Below are 15253 nucleotides of genomic sequence, written 5' to 3' on the forward strand. Positions count from 1 at the left end.
GGCTGGCGAGAGCGCCCCCGGCGAGCGACCCGGCCGGACAGACCTTCCGAAGAACTCGCGCGTGGTTTACCGGACCGGCCGATCCCCGTCGGCCTCACGGCGGGAACGATCGGCGTTGCGGTGCGATACCCGACGAGATCCGGAGGCGCCCGATGACCGATATCCCCGACACGCCCCGCGCCGCCCCGGCCGGCGCGCCCGAGGCCGCCGGCGACGAGGAGGCGTTCCACATCCCGGACGAGATCGCGGCGGCGTTGATCGAGTTCGCCGCGGTGGAGCAGCTCTCCCGCGGCGACGCGATCTGCCTCATTCTACGGGAGTACCTGCGGGCAAAGGGCTACCTGAAGGGCATGCCCGCCGCCTGATCGCGGCGACCGCCTACAAGGCGCCGCGCAGCTGGATCTCCAGGCGGCCGACATCCTCCGTCAGCCGCTCGACCTGCGCTGCACCTCCGGGTCCTCGGGCGCTTCCCTGAGGGCCAGGGCGGCGGCGGCGAGGGAATCGCGCTTGGCCTGGAGCGCGTAGGCGATCTGGGCGCGGGCCATCTCGGGTGTCCTGTCGGCCATGGGCTCTCCTCCGTCCTCGTCTCTCGGCCTGTCGTGCCCGGGCGCCGCGAAGGCGCCGGCGGCCATCCAACGCGCCAAGCCAACGCGCCAAGCCAACGCGCCAAGCCGCCCGAAGATCGCACCGCCCCGAGGTGACATCGTCCAACGTCGCGTCGGCCGGCGATCGCGAGGCCCCGACGCGCGACGACGACGCGGGTGCATCCCCCGCGCCGTCGTCAGGATGTCGTCCGGGTGCTTCGGCTCAGCAGTCGTTGGCCTGCTGCGCGGCGGTCTTCTCGCCCTTCGACTGGCGGGAGACATCCGACGGCGAGGTGGCCGTCTGCGAGCCGACATTCTGCATCGCCCCGACCGTGCCGGGCGATTCCGCCTTCGCGCCGGGCGAGACCGAGGCGGTGGCCGAGGGGTCGACGTTCGAGGTCTTGTCCATCTTCTGCGCGGTCTGGCCCGGGGCGCAGGGTCCGGCGGCGGCTCCGAGCGTACCGGCGAGCAGGAACAGGCCGGCGCCGATGGCGGCGAGACGCGTCATGGTGTTTCCTCCACTGGTTGTCGTGCCGCCTCAACCGACACCGGGGAGTCGCGGTTCCCTGGCCATTGGGCTGCGGCATACTGGCTGCCCCTATGGTCGTGCTTTCGCGAAAGCACGACCCGAAAGCCAGCTCGCGTTTCGGGGACGGAGGCGGCGGTTCGATCGAACCCGATCCGAAAAAAATCGCTTGCGTTTTGTGCGCCGCACGCTAATTTGTGCATCGCACGGTCGCGATGGCGTCGCGGCCTTGCTGCCCTCTTTGGGCGTTTCCTCCCTAGACTTCGGGCCACCCGCAAGGGTGGCCTTTTTTCTTTGGGGCAAGATGAAATTCGGAGCGCGTGCCCGGACGTTCCGGTGGGCCGCGAGGCGTGCTCCCAGGCTCGCCCGTGCCTCGGACGAAGCGAAGGGGCCGCGCATGGCGCAGCCCCGGCAGTCGGCGAGAACGAGATCTGGAATCGTGAGAGGCAGGCCGGGAGCGGCGCCCGGCCGGACACCATCAGCTCGGCAGCATCCCGGCCGGGCGCGACTGGGCGTAGAGGCTCGCCCCCGCATCCGCGCCGACCACCCGCGCCAGGGCGGCCTCGTCGCAGGTGCCGGCGATGCGCAGTCCGAGCCGGTGCAGGTGATCCTTGTCGGTGCAGTAGGCCGCCAGCCGGGCGCGTCCGGTCTCGGGCATCCGTGCGACCAGGGCGTCCACGTCGTCCTCGCTGGCGCGGTGCAGGACCGCCAGCAGCTCGAGCGGGATCGGGTAGCGCGCGAACGCCGTGGGCAGCGGGCGGGTCTGAGCTTGCGGCATGGATCACCTCGTGCGGTCGGTTTCGGCCGATCCTCGGCCGGGTATGGTTAGCGACCGGTTAAGGATCCAAGATCTCCGCACGAGCGCTCTTGCAGCGCACCATGCCGGATTGCGACAATCCGTCCGTCAGCGCCAGTCAATGATCTGAATCAATCCGAAAGACGTCGCGGCGCCGCACCATGTCACCGCATGCGCATAACGTAGGGAGCCACCTTTTGAATGGATGATTGTAGTGGGGGACTGGTCTCCATGCGAGGCCCGGACGAGGTGAGATGAGCGAGCAGACCAGCGTGGAAACCGTCTCGGTCGATGCCGTGCGGCGCAGCCTCGACGGCTGCCTGCGCATGCCGGTGTTCCGGCGCTCCCCGAAGCTCGCCGCCTTCCTGGGCTATATCGTGGAGGAGGAACTGGCCGGCCGGGGCGAGGCCATCAAGGCCTATACGATCGCCACCCAGGCCCTCGGCCGGGCCGACAGCTTCGATCCCAGCAACGACCCGAGCGTGCGCGTGGAGGCCGGCCGCCTGCGCCGCGTCCTCGACGAGGTCTATGCCGAGGAGGGCCGCACCCTGCCGGTGCGCATCCTGGTGCCGGTGGGGGCCTACAGGCCGTTCTTCGAGACCCAGCCGGGCGAGGCGCGTCCCCGGGACATTCCACCGCGGCTCGTGACCGCCGACGAGGCGTTTCGCGTCGAGCCGGCCCGCCAGGTCCCGGCGGCGCCCGCCATCCCTGCCGCCATCCCCGCCGCCATCCCCGCGCGGGGGCCGGCGCCGGTGCTGCAGGGCAGTTCGTCTCCGACGTCGACCTTGTTCGAGAGCCGCGGCCAGGCCGTGCTGGCCGTCCTCCTCATGCTGATCGTGGTTCTGCTCACGATCCAGATCGCGCTGCAGATCTACCTGATCGCCCGCACCTGACGCCGGGGCCCGCCGTCGCGTGCCGCCACGGAACCAAGGCCGGACGTCGGCTGTTCTGTGCCGTCATTGGACGTGACGTACGGGAGATCACCATGCGCAAGACGATGTCCGCTGCCGTGCTCGCCATGGGCCTGGTCGGCTTCACCGGGGCCGCCGAGGCCAAGGGCTGCATCAAGGGCGCGGTCGTGGGCGGCATTGCCGGCCACGCCGTCGGCCACACCTTCGCCGGCGCCGCCGCCGGCTGCGCGCTCGGCCGGCACCAGGCCAACAAGCGCCAGCGCACCCGCGACGAGGCCGTCCAGCCCGCCGCCCGCTGACGCGACCGGCCCCTCGCTGCGCCGCAGCATCCCCGGCGACAATCGCCGGGGCCGCCCCGTAGGTCGAGCTTGGCCGTAAGACGGGACGAATGCTCGGACCGCGATACGGCGAAGCTTGCACGGGATCGTGCTGACCTGCGCGAGCGTCGCCGTCATATCGCCACATCTCGCCGGCTTCTTGCGCCGTACAGGCAGGGAAACCGGGGCGATACATCAGATGCAACGTCGAGTGGACGGACCGGCGCAGCGAGGCTCCTTGCGGATGGCGGGAGCCCACGGGGACGTCCTCTCGTTCGGCAACCGCGCCGCCCATGGCGGCGTACCGGTGATGGCCCGGACCATCCTGGCGGCCGGGTGCCTGGCCGCCGGCCTCTCGGCGCTGCTGCACCAGTACGGCGCCGAGCTGGTGACCGCCCGCCCGGCGGTGACCATGATGGCCGACCTCCTGGTGATGCCGACCCCCAGGATCCAGGTCCAGATGGGGCAGGCCCGGGCGGCTCAGCCCGCCGCACCGGCGATCGCCCCCCTGCGCGAGCCGATTCACGACCTCGACACCGCGCTCGGCTCGTCCGGCGTCGACCGGGTCTCCTACGACGATCTGCTCGCCGCCAGCACCGGGGGCGACCCCAACGAGGTGCTGACCTTCGGGCCAATGCGGATCCGCCGCCACCTCGTCCAGACCATCGTGCGGGCCGCCGCGACGGTGCGCACCGATCCGGTGCTGCTGATGGCGGTCGCCGACAAGGAATCGAGCTTCCTGACCGAGGTCCAGGCCCGCACCTCCTCGGCCACCGGCCTCTACCAGTTCATCGAGCGGACCTGGCTGCAGGTCATGCGCGAGTTCGGCCCCCGGCACGGCTATGCCCGCGAGGCCGGGCTGATCGGCGACGACAACGGCGTCGCGGATCCCGCCGAGCGCGCCCGCATCCTCGACCTGCGCCGCGACCCCTCGCTCTCGGCGGTGATGGCCGGCGAGATGCTGAAGCGCGATTCGGCCCGCATCGCCGCCCGGATCGGCCGCGACCTCACCCTCGGCGAGACCTACCTCGCCCACTTCCTCGGGCCGGACGACGCCGAGCGCTTCATGGCCAAGGTGGTCGAGGAGCCGAAGGCCGAGGCCGCCGCCCTGCTGCCGAAGCCCGCCAAGGCCAACCGGCCGATCTTCTACGAGCGCGTCGGGCGCCGGAAGGCCCGCAGCCTGACGGTGGCGCAGGTCCACGACAAGTTCGAGGCGATGATGAGCACCCGCGGCGCCCGCTACCGCGACGTCGGCGCCCTGATGGGCGTGATGGCCTACGCCGCCGAGACGCCCTGACGCGGACGCTCCGAGCGGGCGCGCCCGCGCCTCGCGCGGGACAGAGGCCGCTCCCTTAGAAAAGCCGTTCCCCGAAAAAGACTTGCGGCCTAGCCTCCAGCTGCGGAAACCACCTCCCCGGATCGCGGTTTATCCCTCCGACGATCCACGCGGACCAGGAGGTGACGATGGGCGCGGCAGGCGCCGGACGCCGGACGGGCGGTACGCAACTCACCCCGATCCTCTCTCTCGACGCCCTCGGCGCGGGCCTCGCCGCGGCCTATGACGGCCTGATCGCCGAGGCGGTGCCGGAGCGGCTCGGTGCCCTGCTGCGCCAGATCGAAGCGAGCGAGGCGCCGGGCTCCGAAGCCCCCGGGGCGACGCGGCCCGGGCACGACGCGCCCGCGGCCGGCACGGCCTGCCGGCTCGCCCTGCTCGTCGGCGACGTGCCCGGGGCGGAGGAGGCCGGCGCGCTCCTCGCCCGGGCCGGGCTCGACACGGTGCGCTGCCGCGACCCGCAGGACGGCCTCGACATCCTGCGCCTGCATGGCGGCGAGGTCGCCCTGGTGCTGATCGGCCTGCCGACCGAGCGGGCCGGCACCCTCGACGGGGCCGGGCTCGCCCGGGCGGTCGCGACGCTCTGGCCCACCATCCACCTCGTCGTGGCGCAGCCGCCCCACGCCGCGGCCCGGCTCCCGGACGCGCACCTGCCGCCGCAGGCGGTGTCCCTCGACCGCGAGCCCGACCTCCTGGCCTTCGCCGAGCACGCGGCGCTCAACCCCCGTCCTCCGGTCGCCTGAGGACGCTTCGGAACCCGGACGGCAGACCGCCTGCCCCCGGGCATCCCCCCGGCGGGGGGCTGGGTTGATTTGATCGGTACGGCCCTCCTGTCCTAGATTTTGGATCGAGGGCCGCGCCGATCGACGCCGCGCGCCCGGAAGGAGGCCGGAGCGACCGGCGAATCGGATCGGGGGATCCTTGCCCATGACGACCCTGCCCATGACGACCCTGCACATGATGACCAACGAGCGCGACGGCCAGGCCCGGCAGGGCCGCGGCGAGTATGCCGTCGAGTACGCGCAGACCGCCGGGCAGCAGGCGGCCTTCTTCCGCGAGCAGGCCGAGCACCACCGTCGCCAGGCCGAGCAGGCGCGGGTCTTCGCCGACCTGAGCCCGGGCGACGACGGTGCCGAGCAGAACCGCCGGGCCGAGCGGCTCGAGACCCTCGGCCGCCACGGCGACACCATGGCGGCCGCCTTCGAGGCCCGCGCCCGGCGCCTCTGAGCCTTCCCTCCCTCGTCCGGGCCCTCGGCCGCTCCCCTCCGTCGGAGCGGATCGGCCGCGGCCCGTCTCCTCCCGGCCGAGCCCGAACCCGTCGATGCCCGCGCGTCGACGCGCGGACCATCTTTGCGAAGCCCGAACGATCTTGCCGATCCTCTCCGTCGACCACGTCACTACCTACCGCTACCGTCGGGCCGTCGGCTTCGGCGAGCACCGGATCCTGTTTCGGCCCCGCGACAGCTACGACCAGCGCCTGCTCGCGGCCTCGCTCACGGTCACGCCGGAACCGGAGAGCCTGCGCTGGATCCACGACGTGTTCGGCAACTGCGTCGCGGTGGCCCGCTTCCGCGGCCGGGCGCAGGAGCTTCGCTTCGTCGCCCGCATCACCCTCGAGCACACGCCCGAGCCGCCGCTCTCCTTCGCCCTGGCGCCGCACGCCGCGCGCTTCCCGTTCGCGTACGAGCCCGACGAGATGCCCGATCTCGCCCGCTGCATCGAGCGGCAGCGGCCGGATCCGGGCGATGCCGTCCTGGCCTGGGCCCGCGGCTTCCTGGAGCCCGACGGCACCGCCGAGACCCGCGCCCTGCTGGCCGCGATGACGGCGGGGATCCGCCGCGACTTCGCCTACGAGGCCCGGACCGAGAAGGGGGTGCAGGACCCCACCGAGACCCTGCGCCTGCGCCGCGGCAGCTGCCGCGACTTCGCCCTGCTGATGATCGAGGCGGTCCGGTCGCTCGGCATGGCCGCCCGGTTCGTCTCGGGCTACATCTACGTGCCGGAGCGGGACGGGGCCGCGCTCCATGTCGGCGGCGGCTCCACCCATGCCTGGGTCCAGGTCTACCTGCCGGGGGCGGGCTGGGTCGAGTTCGACCCGACCAACGGCATCGTCGGCAACCGCGACCTGATCCGTGTGGCGGTGGCCCGCCATCCCGGTCAGGCCGTGCCGCTGCACGGCAGCTGGATCGGCCGGCCCGAGGACTTCCTCGACATGGCTGTGACGGTCCGGGTGACCGAGCGCGACGAGGCGGCGCCTCCCGCTCCCTCCCCGGCCCCGGTTGCCTCCGTCCGCCTCGTCGCCGCCGATTGACGGCGGATTGATCCGGACGGCGCATCTTCGCCCAGGGGCTGCCGCTTCTTCATGCAACTCGCGGACGCAAGACGGCCTTACCCTGTGTCGTCGCGAGAGCGATCGCGCGTCGACGGCATCGAGGAGCCAGCATCGCCATGAAGATCAGGACCGGGTACGCGATCACCTTCGACTCCCCGGCCCCGACGCCGATGCTGCTGATGCTCGGCATCCACCCCTCCCGGCTCGGCGATTGCCTCACCTCCCCGGCCTTGCGGTTCGATCCGCCGATCCCGGCGCGCGACTATCCCGACCGCTACGGCAATACCTGCACCCGCATCCTCGCCCCGCAGGGCCGGCTCACGGTCTCGGCCGACTTCCTGGTCCAGGACAGCGGGCTGGCCGACGACTACGCGCCCGATGCCGTGCAGCACCCGGTGCAGGATCTGCCCGACGACGTGATGGTCTACCTGCTGGGCAGCCGCTACTGCGACACCGACAAGCTCTCGAACATCGCCTGGCAGCTCTTCGGCAACACCCCGCTCGGCTGGGCCCGGGTCCAGGCGATCGTCGACTACGTCCACAACCACATCCGGTTCGACTACCAGCGCGCCGACGCCACCCGCAGCGCGTTCGACGGGTTCAACCAGCGCGAGGGCGTCTGCCGCGACTTCGCGCACCTCGCCGTCACGTTCTGCCGCTGCATGAACATCCCGGCGCGCTACTGCACCGGCTATCTCGGCGATATCGGCGTGCCGGCCGCCCCCGACCCGATGGACTTCTCGGCCTGGTTCGAGGCCTATCTCGGCGGCCGCTGGTACACGTTCGACGCCCGCCACAACCGGCCCCGCATCGGCCGCATCCTGATGGGCCGCGGGCGCGACGCCACCGACGTGGCGATCTCGACGATCTTCGGCCCCTCGGTCCTCGCCGGCTTCCAGGTCCATACCGACGAGGTCGCCTGAGGCGGCATCGCTCGGATGCCGCCGATCCCGTCAACCTCCCGTGAAGGCTCTCACAGGCCTCAGTACTCCGCCGTCGAAACAAGCGTCACGGGAGCCGGGAACCACTGCGCCGAGACAGCATTGTACAGCAAAGGTAATTGCTGAGGTAAGGCTCCGGCCATGAAGATCTTCGCTACCGCCCTGGCGGGCGTTCTGAGCGTGTGCGTGCTTGCCTCCGCGCCGGCCAAGGCGGCGCCCTACGACCCCTTCGACGCCAACCCCGGCGAGGACTACTACGCCGGCCAGCCCTACGACTCGCCGAGCTACCGGGCCACCCAGGGCTACTATGGCCAGGGCCAGGTCGGCCAGGGTCAGGCCGCCGGCAGCACCGAGCAGGCCCAGGTCGCCCCGATCCCGCGGGAGCTGGTGCCGTTCAACGGCGGCTACGCCCCCGGCACCCTGGTGGTCTCGACCGCCGAGCGCCGCCTCTACCTCGTGCTGGGCGACGGCATGGCCCTGCGCTACGGCGTCGGCGTCGGCCGCCCGGGCTTCACCTGGTCGGGCACCAAGACGATCACCGCCAAGCGCGAGTGGCCGTCCTGGACCCCGCCGAAGGAGATGCTGGCCCGCCGCCCCGACCTGCCGCGCTACATGGCCGGCGGCATCGACAACCCGCTCGGCGCCCGCGCGATGTATATCGGCGGCACCCTCTACCGCATCCACGGCTCGAACGAACCGGACACGATCGGCCAGGCGGTGTCCTCGGGCTGCATCCGCATGACCAACGACGACGTCACCGACCTGTACTCGCGGGTCAAGGTCGGCGCCAAGGTGGTGGTGCTGAACTGACGCGAGACCGGACGCGACGTCCCTCCGGACGCCACGTCCGCCGGGCCGCAACCGGAAAGGGCCGCCCTCGGGCGGCCCTTTTTCGTTGTCCGGGGCAGGGACCGCCCGGGGGCGGCCCGCCTCGATCAGGGGGCGACGCGGCCCGGGGCGGGCGGCTGCGGCGCGCTGAAGCTCGCGATCGGCACGTCGCAGAAGCAGCGGGCGCCGAGCGGCCGCGGGCCGGGCAGCGGGCAGGAATAGGGCTGCGGGCCGGTGAAGCCGCGCTGCACCGCATCGCAATTGTAGCCGACGGCGCGGCGCGGCGGCACACGCTCGTACCCGTAGCCCGGCGCCACGTCTTCGCGGTAGTATTGCGCCGAGGCCGAGCCGGTCATGGCAGCGACCAGAACCGCGGCCGAGGCCAGGCCGGCGCGAACGAACCCTCGCATCATCGCGTTCCTCTCTGGCAGGGTGACGACCCTGCGGGACGCCGCATCGGTAGCCGAACCGCCCCGGCCCGGCAAATCCCGGCCGTGGTCCGCTCGCCGACCCGTCTTTTGCGGAGATCGCCCGTGACGACCTCGACCCAGTGGCAGCGGACCCTCGACGCGGTGGTCGAGCTCGCCGAGGAGATCGCCCGCCTCGCGCCCGACTGCGCCGACCGGGCGGTCCAGATCGTCCGGCTGATCCGCGCGGTCGACCCGCCGGACCGGGAGCTGGAGGGAGACGCCCTCGCGGTCGACGACGTGCTCGACGGGCCCGATGTCGGCCCGCTCCGTCGCAGCCGCCCCGCGGACCTGGCGTGACCCGCGCGAGGCCGCGAGCCGACCTCCGGACGCGGGCGGGAGCCCGCCGGCCATGAAAAAGGGCGGGCGCCGGTCTGGCGCCCGCCCCGTCCGTCCAGGGCCCGGAGCCGCCGGGGCTCCGGACCGAAGACGGTCGATCTTACTCGGTGATGGAGGCGACGACGCCGGCGCCGACGGTGCGGCCGCCCTCGCGGATGGCGAAGCGGAGCTTCTCCTCCATGGCGATCGGCACGATCAGCGTGACGTCCATGGTCACGTTGTCGCCCGGCATCACCATCTCGGTGCCCTCGGGGAGCTGGCACACGCCGGTCACGTCGGTCGTCCGGAAGTAAAACTGCGGACGGTAGTTGGTGAAGAACGGCGTGTGGCGGCCGCCCTCCTCCTTCGTCAGGATGTAGGCCTCGGCCTTGAACCGGGTGTGCGGCTTCACCGAACCCGGCTTGCACACGACCTGGCCGCGCTCGACGTCCTCGCGCTTGGTGCCGCGCAGCAGCACGCCGACGTTGTCGCCCGCCTGGCCCTGGTCCAGCAGCTTGCGGAACATCTCGACGCCGGTCACCGTCGTCGTCGTGGTCGGGCGGATGCCGACGATCTCGACCGACTCGCCGACCTTGACGATCCCGCGCTCGACGCGGCCCGTCACCACCGTGCCGCGGCCCGAGATCGAGAACACGTCCTCGATCGGCATCAGGAACGGCAGGTCGATCGGACGCTCCGGCTGCGGGATGTAGGCGTCGACCGTCTTCATCAGCTCGAGCACCGCTTCGTGGCCGATCTTCGGCTCACGGTTCTCGAGCGCGCACAAAGCCGAGCCCTTGGTGATCGGGATGTCGTCGCCCGGGAAGTCGTACTTCGAGAGCAGCTCGCGCACCTCGAGCTCGACGAGCTCGAGCAGCTCCGGATCGTCGACCATGTCGACCTTGTTCATGAACACCACCAGCGCCGGCACGCCGACCTGGCGGGCGAGCAGGATGTGCTCGCGGGTCTGCGGCATCGGGCCGTCGGCCGCCGACACGACCAGGATCGCGCCGTCCATCTGGGCGGCACCCGTGATCATGTTCTTCACGTAGTCGGCGTGCCCGGGGCAGTCGACGTGCGCGTAGTGGCGGTTGGCGGTCTCGTACTCGACGTGGGCGGTCGAGATCGTGATGCCGCGCGCCTTCTCCTCCGGCGCCTTGTCGATCTGGTCGTAGGCGGTGAAGGTCGCGCCGCCGGACTCGGCCAGCACCTTGGTGATCGCCGCGGTCAGCGAGGTCTTGCCATGGTCGACGTGACCGATGGTGCCGATGTTGCAGTGCGGCTTCGTCCGCGAAAACTTTTCCTTGGCCATATCCATCACCTGCGGCAAGCCCGCCCACGACGTCCAGCCGGGCGGAAGGCGCGGCCCGCTTAGAGGGTTAGCGCCGGTTGATCAAGTGCGCGCATGCGCCCGGAGGCCTGCGCGACGGTCGGCACGGTCCAGCCATGCGTCGCGGCTCACGGCTCGGCGCCGCCCGCCACGCGCCGGCGGCCGACGCTGCGCGCATAGGCCTCCGCCGTGTCGCGCTCGTGGTCGGAGAGCAGCTGCTCGACGGCGCCGACGAGGTCGGGCGCCTCGGTGAAGCCCGCCGCCACCAGGGCCACGGCCTTCGCCCGCGCGGCGTCGCGCTTGGCCGGCAGGCAGATGTGCTGCGCCCGCACGGCGAAATGCTCCGGCGTCTCGCGGCGAACCCGCGCAGCCGCGGATTCCCGGGCGAGGCAGCCCTTCAGCCGCGCGATCGCCGCCGCCTCCCGGTTCGGCCGCGCCCCGTCGAAGGCGTGGCTCGCGGTGACGTGGATCGGTCCCGACAGGGCGACGAGCAGCAGCGGCATCACGGCGCGCATGACGGTGTCCCGGGGCGTTTGTTCCTGTTACGTTCCATACCACCACTGATTCCCTGCTGCCAAGGTAAAGCGGTGGATGGATGGGGACAACGCCCAAGGGAGAGGCCCCGCCGCGTTCCGGCGGGGCCCGGCAGATCCTCAGGCCGCCTGCGGCGTGCCGCGGCTTTCGAGGAACGCGGCGTGCTCCTCGGCGAGCGCTCCCGACAGGGCGCGGGCGATGAGCGCGCGGGTCTCCGCGACGCCGTAGAGGGCGACGAACGAGCCGAAGCGCGGGCCCCGCGCCTCGCCGAGCAGGATGCCGTAGAGCGTCGTGAACCAGGTCTGCGACACGCCCGGGCGCCCGTCCGGGCTCTTCGACTTGCCCGACAGGTCGGGGAAGTGGCGCCGGCCGACCTCGTAGACCGCGGCCTGCAGGGCCTCCGGGTCGGTCGACCCCGCCTGCGCCGCCAGCGTCTCCGACAGGTCGGCGAGCGCCGCCGCTTCCCCGGCGCTCGGCGTCCGGTAGGTCTTCTCCGGGCGCACGAAGTCGCGGAAGTAGCGCACCGCGTGGTGCACCAGCCGGTCGAGGCGCGGATGCGTCTCCGGCGAGGCCTCCGGCGCGTAGCGGCGGATGAAGCCCCACAAGACCGCCGGGTCTTCGGTGTTGGCGACCGCCACGAGGTTCAGGAGCATCGCGAAGGGCAGCGCTCCGCCCTCCCCCACCCGCTCGGGCTCGGGCGGGGTGCCGGCATGGAGGTGCCAGGTCGGGTTGCCGAGCTTCAGCTTCGGTTCCTGGCCGGAAAACTTCTCTAGGAACGACAGGTAGTCGTCGACGTGGCGCGGGATGACGTCGAAGTGCAGGCGCTTGGCCTCGCGCGGCTTGTTGTACATGAACAAGGCGAGGCTCTCGGGCGTGCCGTAGGCCAGCCACTCGTCGATGGTGAGCCCGTTGCCCTTCGACTTCGAGATCTTCTGGCCCTTCTCGTCGAGGAAGAGCTCGTAGTTGAAGCCCTCGGGCGGCTCGGCGCCGAGCACGCGGGCGATCTGCCCGGAGAGCTTGACCGAATCGATCAGGTCCTTGCCGGCCATCTCGTAATCGACGCCGAGCGCGACCCAGCGCATCGCCCAGTCGGGCTTCCACTGCAGCTTGGCGTGGCCGCCGGTGACCGGGGTCTCGTAGGCCTCGCCCGTCGCGGGGTCGCGCCACACGATGGTGCCGGACGAGACCTTCACCTCGTCGATCGGCACCTGCATGACGTGCCCGGTGACCGGGTGCAGCGGCAGGAACGGCGAGTACGAGGCCGAGCGCTCGGCGCGCAGGGACGGCAGCATCACCGCCATCACGGCGTCGTAGCGCTCCAGCACCCGCAGCAGCGTCGCGTCGAAGCGGCCCGCGCGGTAGCACTCGGTGGCTGAGAGGAACTCGTACTCGAAGCCGAACTTGTCGAGGAAGCGGCGCAGTTCGGCGTTGTTGTGGGCGCCGAAGCTGTCGTGGGTGCCGAACGGGTCCGGCACCGCGGTCAGCGGCTTGTTGAGGTTCTCCGCGAGCAGCGCCTTGTTCGGCACGTTCTCCGGCACCTTGCGCAGGCCGTCCATGTCGTCCGAGAAGGCGACGAGGCGGGTCGGCACGCTGTCGTTGGTCAGCGTCCGGAAGGCGTGGCGCACCATCGAGGTGCGAGCGACCTCGCCGAAGGTGCCGATATGCGGCAGGCCCGAGGGGCCGTAGCCGGTCTCGAACAGCACCTCGCCTTTGCCCGTCCGTTCCAGCCGGGCGACGAGCTTGCGCGCCTCCTCGAAGGGCCAGGCGGACGCGGAGGCGGCGGCCTCCGCCAGGGCGGGATCGATGCGGAAAGGTGCGGGCATTCGCGTGTCGAGGCCGCGCGGACGCGGCCTTCCGGTGAGCGTTGAAGGGAGCCCGGCACCCTATGGGCCGCGCTCCCGGGGGTCAACGCGATGCGATCGTCTTACGCGGGGACGGGTTCGCGCGACGCCGCTTCCGTTCGCGCCCCGGCCATGATGTCGGCCAGGATCTCGTAGGAACGCAGGCGCGCCCGGTGGTCGTAGATCGCGGCGGCCACCATCAGTTCGTCGGCCTGCGTACGGGCCGAGATCGCGTCGAGGCCGCGCCTTACGGTGTCGGGCGAGCCGACCACCGAGCAGGCCAGCATCCCGGCCGCCTGCACCTTCTCGTGGCCCGACCAGTAGGTCTCGATGTCGTCGATCGGCGGCGGCAGCTGGCCGCGGGTGCCGCGGAAGATGTTGGTGAAGGCCTGCTGGGCCGAGGTGAAGAGGCGCCTCGCCTCGCCGTCGGTCTCCGCCGCGATGACGTTGACGCCGACCATGGCGTGGGGCTTCGCGAGCTGTGCCGACGGTTCGAAGCGGGCGCGGTAGACCTCGAGCGCCTGCATCAGGGCGTCGGGCGCGAAATGCGACGCGAAGGCGTAGGGCAGGCCGAGCATCGCGGCGAGCTGCGCCCCGAACAGGCTGGAGCCGAGGATCCACAGCGGCACGTTGGTGCCCGTGCCCGGCACCGCCTGGATGACGCGGCCGGCATCGAGCGGCCCGAGCAGCGTCTGGAGCTCCAGGACGTCCTGCGGGAAGTGGTCGGAGGCGGCGGGATCGCGCCGGAGCGCCCGCAGGGTGCGCTGGTCGGTGCCGGGCGCGCGCCCGAGGCCGAGGTCGATCCGGCCCGGATAGAGTTCGGCCAGCGTGCCGAACTGCTCGGCGATCACCATCGGCGAGTGGTTCGGCAGCATGATGCCGCCCGCCCCGACCCGGATGCGGTGCGTGCCACCGGCGATGTAGCCCACCACCACCGAGGTCGCCGCGCTGGCGATGCCGGTCATGTTGTGGTGCTCGGCCACCCAGTAGCGGGTGAAGCCCCACCGGTCGGCGGCTTGCGCCAGGTCGAGGGTGTTGCGCAGCGCATCACCCGGCGAGGCACCCTGCGGAATCGGCGCGAGATCGAGGACGGAGAGTGGCGGCATCGGCGGGTCCCGGAGGTTGTGAGTGCATGTCCCCTGCTGGGCCCCAAGATTTGGCCTGGGGGCGGCGGATACAAGCGCCCCGGACCGATGCGTGACATGCAGGGGTTGCGTGGGCAGCCGTCATCCGCCCGCGAGAGGCGCGGCCATACCGCCTGTTCCGACCGACGGAATGCCTGAGCGACAGCGCCCATCCCGGCCGTTCGAAACCGGACCTTGCCCGGCCCGAACGATTCCCCGATGCTGACGCCCGCGCTCGCGGCGGCAGTGAGACGGGCGGCGATCCGGGGAGGAACCATGGTGGGCTTGTTCGATCTCACCGGCCGGGTGGCGGTGGTCACCGGCGGCAATGGCGGCATCGGGCTCGGCATGGCGGAGGCCCTGGCCGGCGCCAGCTGCGCGGTCTCGATCTGGGGCCGCGACGCGGAGAAGAACCGGCGGTCGCTCGAACGCCTCGGCCGGACGGGCGCGCCGGTGGCGGCCGAGACCTGCGACGTCGCCGATCCGGAGGCGGTGCAGCGCGCCTTCGACGCGACGCTCGCGCGCTTCGGCCGGGTCGACGGGATGTTCGCCAATGCGGGCGTCGCCGGGGGCGGCCGGCGCTCGTTCCTGGAACGGGACGCGGCGGAGTGGCGGCAGACCTTCGCGGTCAACCTCGACGGGGTGGTGGCGAGCTTTCAGGTCGCGGCCCGGCACATGGCCGAGCGCGCCGGCGCGGGCGACGCCTTCGGGCGCCTCGTCGCCACGTCGAGCGTCGCCTCGCTGCTGGGGGCGGCGCGCAACGAGCATTACGGCGCCACCAAGGGCGCGCTCAACGCGATGGTGCGGGCGCTCGCCGTCGAACTCGCCCGCTACGGCGTCACCGCCAACGCGATCCTGCCGGGCTGGATCGAGAGCGACATGACGGCGGGACTGATGGCGAACGAGAAGTTCGTGAGCTTCAACCTGCCGCGCATCCCCGCCCGCCGTTTCGGCCGGCCGGAGGATTTCGGCGGCATCGCCGTCTACCTGATGAGCGGGTCGTCGTCCTACCAGACCGGCCAGGTGGTGGTGATCGACGGCGGCTACACGGTGGCGTGACGGGATTCGCAC

At 71.8% G+C, this 15253-nt stretch carries 19 protein-coding genes; 11 read left to right on the forward strand and 8 right to left on the reverse strand.

Annotation, left to right across the window (positions count from 1 at the left end; genetic code table 11):
* The first annotated feature begins 152 nt into the window (after positions 1-152).
* The gene (locus tag BMX97_RS01940; protein WP_244538225.1) at positions 153-365 is read left to right on the forward strand and encodes a hypothetical protein; all 213 of its coding nucleotides are present in this window, start codon (positions 153-155) and stop codon (positions 363-365) included.
* Between the two features lie 60 nt (positions 366-425).
* On the opposite strand, the gene BMX97_RS32660 is transcribed toward BMX97_RS01940, so the two are convergent.
* From BMX97_RS32660 to BMX97_RS01955, 3 genes are all read right to left on the reverse strand, one after another.
* Positions 426-566 carry a hypothetical protein gene (locus BMX97_RS32660; RefSeq protein ID WP_244538226.1) on the reverse strand — a complete coding sequence of 47 codons (141 nt, stop codon included), beginning with the start codon at positions 564-566 and terminating at the stop codon, positions 426-428.
* Between the two features lie 241 nt (positions 567-807).
* Positions 808-1092, reverse strand: a complete 285-nt coding sequence (locus BMX97_RS01950) for a hypothetical protein (RefSeq protein WP_060845688.1) — start codon at positions 1090-1092, stop codon at positions 808-810.
* Positions 1093-1588: 496 nt separating this feature from the next.
* Entirely contained in the window at positions 1589-1888 is a 300-nt protein-coding gene (locus BMX97_RS01955; RefSeq protein ID WP_060845687.1) for a hypothetical protein, read from the reverse strand.
* Positions 1889-2160: 272 nt separating this feature from the next.
* Here BMX97_RS01955 and BMX97_RS01960 point away from each other — a divergent pair, with 272 nt between their 5' ends.
* From BMX97_RS01960 to BMX97_RS01995, 8 genes are all read left to right on the forward strand, one after another.
* Positions 2161-2799, forward strand: coding sequence for a hypothetical protein (locus tag BMX97_RS01960; protein WP_091744855.1), 639 nt, complete (start codon positions 2161-2163; stop codon positions 2797-2799).
* A 92-nt stretch (positions 2800-2891) separates the two neighbouring features.
* The gene (locus BMX97_RS01965) at positions 2892-3116 is read left to right on the forward strand and encodes a hypothetical protein (protein WP_091744857.1); all 225 of its coding nucleotides are present in this window, start codon (positions 2892-2894) and stop codon (positions 3114-3116) included.
* A 262-nt stretch (positions 3117-3378) separates the two neighbouring features.
* Positions 3379-4431: a transglycosylase SLT domain-containing protein gene (locus BMX97_RS01970; RefSeq protein WP_244538227.1), complete on the forward strand. Its 1053-nt coding sequence runs from the start codon at positions 3379-3381 to the stop codon at positions 4429-4431.
* Between the two features lie 167 nt (positions 4432-4598).
* Complete coding sequence (locus BMX97_RS01975) at positions 4599-5210, forward strand: hypothetical protein (RefSeq protein WP_091744861.1); 612 nt, start codon at positions 4599-4601, stop codon at positions 5208-5210.
* A gap of 184 nt (positions 5211-5394) precedes the next feature.
* Positions 5395-5694: a hypothetical protein gene (locus tag BMX97_RS01980; RefSeq protein ID WP_244538228.1), complete on the forward strand. Its 300-nt coding sequence runs from the start codon at positions 5395-5397 to the stop codon at positions 5692-5694.
* Positions 5695-5836: 142 nt separating this feature from the next.
* Positions 5837-6778: a transglutaminase family protein gene (locus BMX97_RS01985; protein ID WP_091744863.1), complete on the forward strand. Its 942-nt coding sequence runs from the start codon at positions 5837-5839 to the stop codon at positions 6776-6778.
* Positions 6779-6915: 137 nt separating this feature from the next.
* A complete protein-coding gene (locus BMX97_RS01990; RefSeq protein ID WP_091744865.1) occupies positions 6916-7722 on the forward strand; it encodes a transglutaminase-like domain-containing protein in 807 nt (268 codons plus the stop codon).
* A gap of 159 nt (positions 7723-7881) precedes the next feature.
* A complete protein-coding gene (locus BMX97_RS01995; RefSeq protein ID WP_091744867.1) occupies positions 7882-8550 on the forward strand; it encodes a L,D-transpeptidase in 669 nt (222 codons plus the stop codon).
* A 125-nt stretch (positions 8551-8675) separates the two neighbouring features.
* Here BMX97_RS01995 and BMX97_RS02000 read toward each other — a convergent pair whose 3' ends face one another.
* Entirely contained in the window at positions 8676-8978 is a 303-nt protein-coding gene (locus tag BMX97_RS02000) for a hypothetical protein (RefSeq protein WP_091745121.1), read from the reverse strand.
* Between the two features lie 123 nt (positions 8979-9101).
* On the opposite strand from BMX97_RS02000, the gene BMX97_RS02005 reads away from it, so the two are divergent.
* Positions 9102-9335, forward strand: coding sequence for a hypothetical protein (locus BMX97_RS02005; protein WP_091744869.1), 234 nt, complete (start codon positions 9102-9104; stop codon positions 9333-9335).
* Between the two features lie 139 nt (positions 9336-9474).
* On the opposite strand, the gene tuf is transcribed toward BMX97_RS02005, so the two are convergent.
* The 4 genes from tuf to BMX97_RS02025 all read right to left on the reverse strand — a co-directional run bounded on the left by tuf (position 9475) and on the right by BMX97_RS02025 (position 14164).
* On the reverse strand, positions 9475-10665 hold the full coding sequence (gene tuf, locus BMX97_RS02010; RefSeq protein WP_091744871.1) for an elongation factor Tu: 1191 nt from the start codon (positions 10663-10665) through the stop codon (positions 9475-9477).
* 146 nt (positions 10666-10811) lie between these two features.
* Positions 10812-11198, reverse strand: coding sequence for a hypothetical protein (locus tag BMX97_RS02015; protein WP_091744873.1), 387 nt, complete (start codon positions 11196-11198; stop codon positions 10812-10814).
* A 138-nt stretch (positions 11199-11336) separates the two neighbouring features.
* Positions 11337-13040 carry a lysine--tRNA ligase gene (locus tag BMX97_RS02020; protein ID WP_091744875.1) on the reverse strand — a complete coding sequence of 568 codons (1704 nt, stop codon included), beginning with the start codon at positions 13038-13040 and terminating at the stop codon, positions 11337-11339.
* 101 nt (positions 13041-13141) lie between these two features.
* Positions 13142-14164 (reverse strand): LLM class flavin-dependent oxidoreductase, encoded by a 1023-nt coding sequence (locus tag BMX97_RS02025; RefSeq protein ID WP_091744877.1) that lies wholly within the window; start codon positions 14162-14164, stop codon positions 13142-13144.
* Positions 14165-14461: 297 nt separating this feature from the next.
* Here BMX97_RS02025 and BMX97_RS02030 point away from each other — a divergent pair, with 297 nt between their 5' ends.
* Positions 14462-15241, forward strand: a complete 780-nt coding sequence (locus tag BMX97_RS02030) for an SDR family NAD(P)-dependent oxidoreductase (protein ID WP_177202101.1) — start codon at positions 14462-14464, stop codon at positions 15239-15241.
* Positions 15242-15253: the final 12 nt, after the last annotated feature.

Source organism: Methylobacterium sp. ap11, from assembly GCF_900110515.1.
Lineage (GTDB): Bacteria > Pseudomonadota > Alphaproteobacteria > Rhizobiales > Beijerinckiaceae > Methylobacterium > Methylobacterium ajmalii.

Bases quoted from the DNA above. Each gene is read 5' to 3' on its own strand.
- BMX97_RS01965 (WP_091744857.1), top strand. From the start codon at position 2,892: ATGCGCAAGACGATGTCCGCTGCCGTGCTCGCCATGGGCCTGGTCGGC.
- BMX97_RS01980 (WP_244538228.1), top strand. From the start codon at position 5,395: ATGACGACCCTGCCCATGACGACCCTGCACATGATGACCAACGAGCGC.
- BMX97_RS01960 (WP_091744855.1), top strand. From the start codon at position 2,161: ATGAGCGAGCAGACCAGCGTGGAAACCGTCTCGGTCGATGCCGTGCGG.
- tuf (WP_091744871.1), bottom strand. From the start codon at position 10,665: ATGGCCAAGGAAAAGTTTTCGCGGACGAAGCCGCACTGCAACATCGGC.
- BMX97_RS01950 (WP_060845688.1), bottom strand. From the start codon at position 1,092: ATGACGCGTCTCGCCGCCATCGGCGCCGGCCTGTTCCTGCTCGCCGGT.
- BMX97_RS32660 (WP_244538226.1), bottom strand. From the start codon at position 566: ATGGCCGACAGGACACCCGAGATGGCCCGCGCCCAGATCGCCTACGCG.
- BMX97_RS01970 (WP_244538227.1), top strand. From the start codon at position 3,379: ATGGCGGGAGCCCACGGGGACGTCCTCTCGTTCGGCAACCGCGCCGCC.
- BMX97_RS02025 (WP_091744877.1), bottom strand. From the start codon at position 14,164: ATGCCGCCACTCTCCGTCCTCGATCTCGCGCCGATTCCGCAGGGTGCC.
- BMX97_RS01995 (WP_091744867.1), top strand. From the start codon at position 7,882: ATGAAGATCTTCGCTACCGCCCTGGCGGGCGTTCTGAGCGTGTGCGTG.
- BMX97_RS02000 (WP_091745121.1), bottom strand. From the start codon at position 8,978: ATGCGAGGGTTCGTTCGCGCCGGCCTGGCCTCGGCCGCGGTTCTGGTC.
- BMX97_RS02020 (WP_091744875.1), bottom strand. From the start codon at position 13,040: ATGCCCGCACCTTTCCGCATCGATCCCGCCCTGGCGGAGGCCGCCGCC.
- BMX97_RS01955 (WP_060845687.1), bottom strand. From the start codon at position 1,888: ATGCCGCAAGCTCAGACCCGCCCGCTGCCCACGGCGTTCGCGCGCTAC.
- BMX97_RS01990 (WP_091744865.1), top strand. From the start codon at position 6,916: ATGAAGATCAGGACCGGGTACGCGATCACCTTCGACTCCCCGGCCCCG.
- BMX97_RS02015 (WP_091744873.1), bottom strand. From the start codon at position 11,198: ATGCGCGCCGTGATGCCGCTGCTGCTCGTCGCCCTGTCGGGACCGATC.
- BMX97_RS01940 (WP_244538225.1), top strand. From the start codon at position 153: ATGACCGATATCCCCGACACGCCCCGCGCCGCCCCGGCCGGCGCGCCC.
- BMX97_RS01975 (WP_091744861.1), top strand. From the start codon at position 4,599: ATGGGCGCGGCAGGCGCCGGACGCCGGACGGGCGGTACGCAACTCACC.